Origin of the sequence: Mesorhizobium sp. M4B.F.Ca.ET.017.02.2.1 (genome assembly GCF_003998955.1) — a bacterium.
GTDB classification, from domain to species: domain Bacteria; phylum Pseudomonadota; class Alphaproteobacteria; order Rhizobiales; family Rhizobiaceae; genus Mesorhizobium; species Mesorhizobium abyssinicae.
Genome location: NZ_RZOF01000735.1, coordinates 1 through 392, shown reverse-complemented (window position 1 = coordinate 392; position 392 = coordinate 1). Strand labels below are relative to the sequence as shown.

The 392-nt window shown below is 70.2% G+C and carries 1 protein-coding gene; it reads right to left on the bottom strand.

The features are described from left to right. Positions 1–392, bottom strand: a 392-nt coding sequence (locus tag EN738_RS35110; RefSeq protein WP_348629126.1) for an ATP-binding cassette domain-containing protein, incomplete at both ends; no start/stop codon positions are given.

The following is a 392-nucleotide window of genomic DNA, read 5'->3' as shown; positions in this document are numbered from 1 at the left end:
GCGCGAGAGCAAAAGGTTCTCCGACAGCTTCATGCGCGGCGCGGCGCCGTGGCCGAGCCGTTCTTCCGGCACGAAGGCAGCGCCCATCAGCCGCCTGCCGGTGATGCTCATGCCGCCGGCGTCCTTGCCGCGGATGCGTACCGAGCCGGCCTCCGGCTGCAGCGCTTCGCCGGAGACGGATTCGAAGAATTCGCCCTGGCCATTGCCGGCGACGCCGGCGATACCGATCACCTCGCCGGCGCGCACGGTGAGGTTGATGTTCCTCAGCGGGATCGAAAACGGCGTCGCCGGCTTGCGGGTCAGCGCGCGGATCTCGAGCAGCGCCGGCGCCGTCTCGATGCCTTCGGCCGGCGCGCGCACCACCGCCTTCACCTCGTTGCCGACCATCATGC